Below are 4,300 nucleotides of genomic sequence, written 5' to 3'. Positions count from 1 at the left end.
GCTCGTCGCCTGCAGCAGCACGGCGCTCTCGGTCACCTGGGGGTGCGCGGCGAGCGCGGCCTCGATCTCGCCGAGCTCGACCCGGAAGCCGCGCAACTTGATCTGGTGATCGACCCGGCCGACGTAGTCGACCACGCCGTCGTCACGCCAGCGGGTCAGATCGCCGGTGCGGTAGAGGCGCCCGCCGGGCTGCTCGGCGAACGGATCTGGCACGAAGCGGCCGGCGGTGAGCCGTGGCCTTTGCCAGTAGTTCCGCGCCAGGCCATCGCCGCCGGTGAGCAGCTCGCCCACCTCGCTGGCCGCCACCGGCCAGAGGGATTGATCGAGCACGAAAACGGTGCTGTTGGCGATCGCCGCGCCAATCGGTACCGTTGCCGCATCCTCGGCGATCTGCCGCACTTGGTAGCCGGTGGTGTAGGTCGTGTTCTCGGTCGGCCCATAGACGTGGATGAAACGTCGCGGCGAGCCGTTGCCGAGCATGCGGCGCATCCAGGCGGGATCGGCCGTCTCGCCTCCCACCATCAGGTTGTCGATGTGGGCGAAAGCGTCCGGTGCCTCGCGGATCGTTTGGTTGAACAGGGCGGTGGTGAGGAAGAGGGTGTTGACCCGAAAGCGGCGCAAGGCGGTGGCGAGATCGTGCGGAACCAGGCTGGTGTCGCGCGGCACCTCCACGATGCAGCCGCCGGTCAGAAGCGGTCCCCAGATCTCCAGGGTGGCGGCGTCAAAAGCGGTGTTGGCCGCCTGACCCACCCGGTCTCGGGGTGAAAGGGTGATGTAGTTGGTTTCGAGCACCAGGCGGGTGATGCCGCGGTGAGGGATGCCGACCCCCTTGGGGCGGCCGGTCGAGCCCGAGGTGTAGATGATGTAGGCGAGGCGATCGGCGGCGGTGGCCTCGGCATCCTCGAACGACCCCGTGATGGCCCCGTCGAGGTCGCGATCGGTCGGCTCCTCGAGCCGTCGATCGAGAACCATCACTTGGACCGAGCTTGCAGGCAGCTCGTCGATCAGAGTCGATTGGGTGACGACGACTTTGGGATCGGCATCGGCCAACATGAAGGCGAGGCGGTCCGGTGGATAGGCCCGGTCGAGGGGCAGATAGGCGCCGCCGGCCCGGAGAATCCCCAGCAACGCCACGACCAGATCGCAGCCGGGCTCCAAGAAGACGCCGACGCGATCTTCCACTCCGACCCCTAGGTGTCCTAACCGGTGCGCCAGGGCACGGGCGCGGCGGTCGAGCTCACCGTAGCTCAAGCTGTGGTCGCCATAGACCGCCGCCACCGCTTCGGGTCGCGCCGCCGCCTGCTGGGCGACCAGGTGCTGCACCAGGGCGCGGCGCGGATAGGCCGAGGCCGTATCGTTCCACTCCACCAGCAGCCGATGACGCTCGACTCTAGATAGCCCCTCCTGTGCTCTCATCCCCGACCCCCTTCAATCTCCCACACCTTGAGGTATTGACTCCGGACTCGGCTTCTTGCGGCCTCGCAACCTGCGGGCGAGGAGCGCTCGCTTGGCGTCCGACAGATCGTCACGCCGTCCCGACACTTTGGCTCTCAGCTTGGACTCGCTACGTTTCTCGTCTGCCAGTGGATCACCGGCGTTCGTTGCCGGGCGGGTTGGCGCGGCCTCCTGGGCCAGCCGTTCGGCGGCGGCCCGCAACCAGCGCTGTTCCTCGTCCTCGGCGAAAAGGGTTATGTCCGCCAGCGGTTGCTCCGGGTCGGCCGCGACCGCGTCGAGCAAGCGTTCGAAGCGGCCGACGAAGCCCTCCATGGTGGCGGGCTCGAAGAGGGCGGCGTCGTATTCGAAGTCGCCGGCCAACGACTCGGCGGTCTCGGCCATGACCAGCGACAACTCGAAGATAGCGGGGTGGCTACCGCCTCCCTCGTTCGGCCCGTCGTCGGCGGTGAGCGGTTCGAGTTGCAGATCGTCGAGATCGACCGGCTCTTGCGGTACGTTCTGGAAGGTGAAGAGCACCTGGAACAGACTCTGGGTGCTGTTGCGGCGCTCCGGCCGCAGCTCCTCGACCAATTTCTCGAACGGTAGATCCTGATGGGCGTAGGCGCCGAGGGCCGCTTCCCGAGCTCGTTCCAGGAGGGTGGCGAAGCTCGGTCGGTCGTGGAAGTCGGCGGGGATGGCGAGGGTGTTGACGAAGAAGCCGATCAGCCCCTCGATCGCCTCGTGGTGGCGGTTGGCGATCGGTGTTCCCACCACCACCTTGGCGGCGCCGGTGTGGCGCTGGAGCAAGGCCTGTAGGGCCGCAAGGAGGGTCATGAAAAGAGTTGTTCCGCGCTGGCGCGATAGCTCGCGCAACGCCTGCGACGTGGCGGCCGAGAGGGTGAAGGTGCGATGGGCGGCGCGCGAGGTACTGTTGGCGTCGCGCGGGCGATCGACCGGCAGGAGCCCGGCCTCGGTCGTTTCTCCGAGGGTCTGGCGCCAGAACGACAGCTGTTCTTCGAGGGCCTCGCCGTGCAATCGCTGACGCTGCCAGGCGGCGAAGTCGGCATATTGGATCGGCAAGGGCGGCAAGGCGGCGGGCCGTCCGCCAACAGCGGCGTTGTAGAGCTCCCCGAGCTCCCGCACCAGGATGTCCATCGACCAGCCGTCGAAGACCGCGTGGTGGTTGCCCAGCAAGACGACATGATCGTCCTCGGCGAGGCGCAGCAGCTGGGTGCGGAAGAGGGGGCCCCGCACAAGGTCGTAGGGCTGTCGGTGCGCAGCACCGATATGGCGCGCGAGCTCGCGGCGGCGGGTCGGCTCGGCACCGAGGCGAGTGAGGTCGATCAGCGGCAGGGGGTGGTCGCAACAGGCCGAGATCACCTGGTGGGCTTCGCTGCCGGAGCTGGCAAAAGTGGTACGCAGCACCTCGTGCCTGGCCACCAAATGGTCGAAGGCCCGCCGCAGAGCAGAGGCGTGTAGTGGACCGCGGAAGCGCAGGGGCGCCAGCGAAGCGTAGCTGTTGCCGCCAGCGGAGAACTGGTCGAGAAACCACATGCGCTCCTGGGCAAAGGACAGGGGCAAGGTCTGGTCGCGAGCAATGGGGCGGATCGGCTCGCCTGCCGCTGTCCGTTCGCCGCGCCGCTCGCGATCGATCTCGGCCGCCATCTCGGCGACGGTCGGCTGCTCGAAGAGCCAACGGGGTCCGATGGGCAAGTCGAAGAGGTTGGCCGCCCGCGAGGCGACTTGGGTGGCGAGCAGCGAATGGCCTCCGAGGTCGAAGAAGTTGTCCTTCAGGCCCACTGAGCTCTGTAGGACATCGGTCCAGACCCCGAGCAGAATCTCCTCGGTCGCCGAGCGCGGTAGACGGGACGTGTCTTCTCGCGGGCCATCCAGAATCAACGGGCGGTGCGCGAGGGCGCCGCGGTCGACCTTGCCGGACGCAGTGAGGGGCAAGGCCTCCAGCCACTGAAAGCTCGATGGCACCAGGGTGGGCGGCAGACTCTTTTCCAGGAAGCTGCGCAGAGACTCGTTGTCGGGCTGATCTTGGCCCGTCCCTTCCAGCCAGGCCACCAGCAGCCGTGCGGCTGGGTCTTGGCGGCCGCCTGCTGAGGGGTCTCCGGCGGCTGCCTGTGGCGTTTGAACCGTGACCACGCCGCCGCGGATGGCCGGATGTGCTCTGAGGGCGGCTTCGATCTCGCCGGGCTCTATACGCACGCCGCGCAGCTTGATCTGGCGGTCGCAGCGGCGTAGGAAGAGCCAGCGTCCGTCAGCCAGGCTTCGCACCAGGTCGCCGGTGCGGTAGAGGCGCTCGCCCGACCGACGAGAGAAGGGATCTGGCAAGTACGTGACGGCGGTCTGGCGCGGCGCTTCGAGGTAACCGGCGGCGAGGCAGACGCCGCCGATGAACAGCTCGCCGGGCGCACCGATCGCCACCGGATCGAGCCGTTGATCGAGGCTGTAGGTCCGAGTGTTGGCGAGCGGGCGGCCGATGGCCAGGCTACCACCGTCGACCACCACTTCCGACACCGTGGAGGCAGTGGACGAGTCGAGGTTGCAGCGCCCGGCGGTGATCAGCACGCAGGCCTCGGTCGGCCCATAGATGTTGAACAGATCGATATGGCGCAGGGGTGAGGCGGCGAAGTTTGCCACGAGCTCGGCGGAGACGATCTCACCGCCGCAGAGTAGTCGCTTCAAGCCGGTCGCTCCCTCCAGCCCCGGCTCCTGTAGGAGCAGATTGGCCATGGTGGGAACCATCACCAGGTTGTCGATCCGGCGTTCGGCGAGATCGCGAGCCAACACGGCGGGATCCCGTTCGCAGCCCGGGCTGCCGAGCACCAGCCGGCCGCCGGTTGCCAGCGGCACGAAG

The 4,300-nt window shown here is 67.8% G+C and carries 2 protein-coding genes; both read right to left on the bottom strand.

Translation table 11 applies throughout. The features are described from left to right. Positions 1-1,416, bottom strand: a 1,416-nt coding sequence (locus AAF481_20220) for an amino acid adenylation domain-containing protein (GenBank protein ID MEM7483492.1), incomplete at its 3' end; no start/stop codon positions are given. Positions 1,417-1,428: 12 nt separating this feature from the next. Further along, positions 1,429-4,300, bottom strand: a 2,872-nt coding sequence (locus AAF481_20215) for a condensation domain-containing protein (protein MEM7483491.1), incomplete at its 5' end; no start/stop codon positions are given.

Source organism: Acidobacteriota bacterium, from assembly GCA_039030395.1.
Classification (GTDB): Bacteria; Acidobacteriota; Thermoanaerobaculia; order Multivoradales; family JBCCEF01; genus JBCCEF01.
This window is presented reverse-complemented; position numbering and strand designations above follow the sequence as displayed.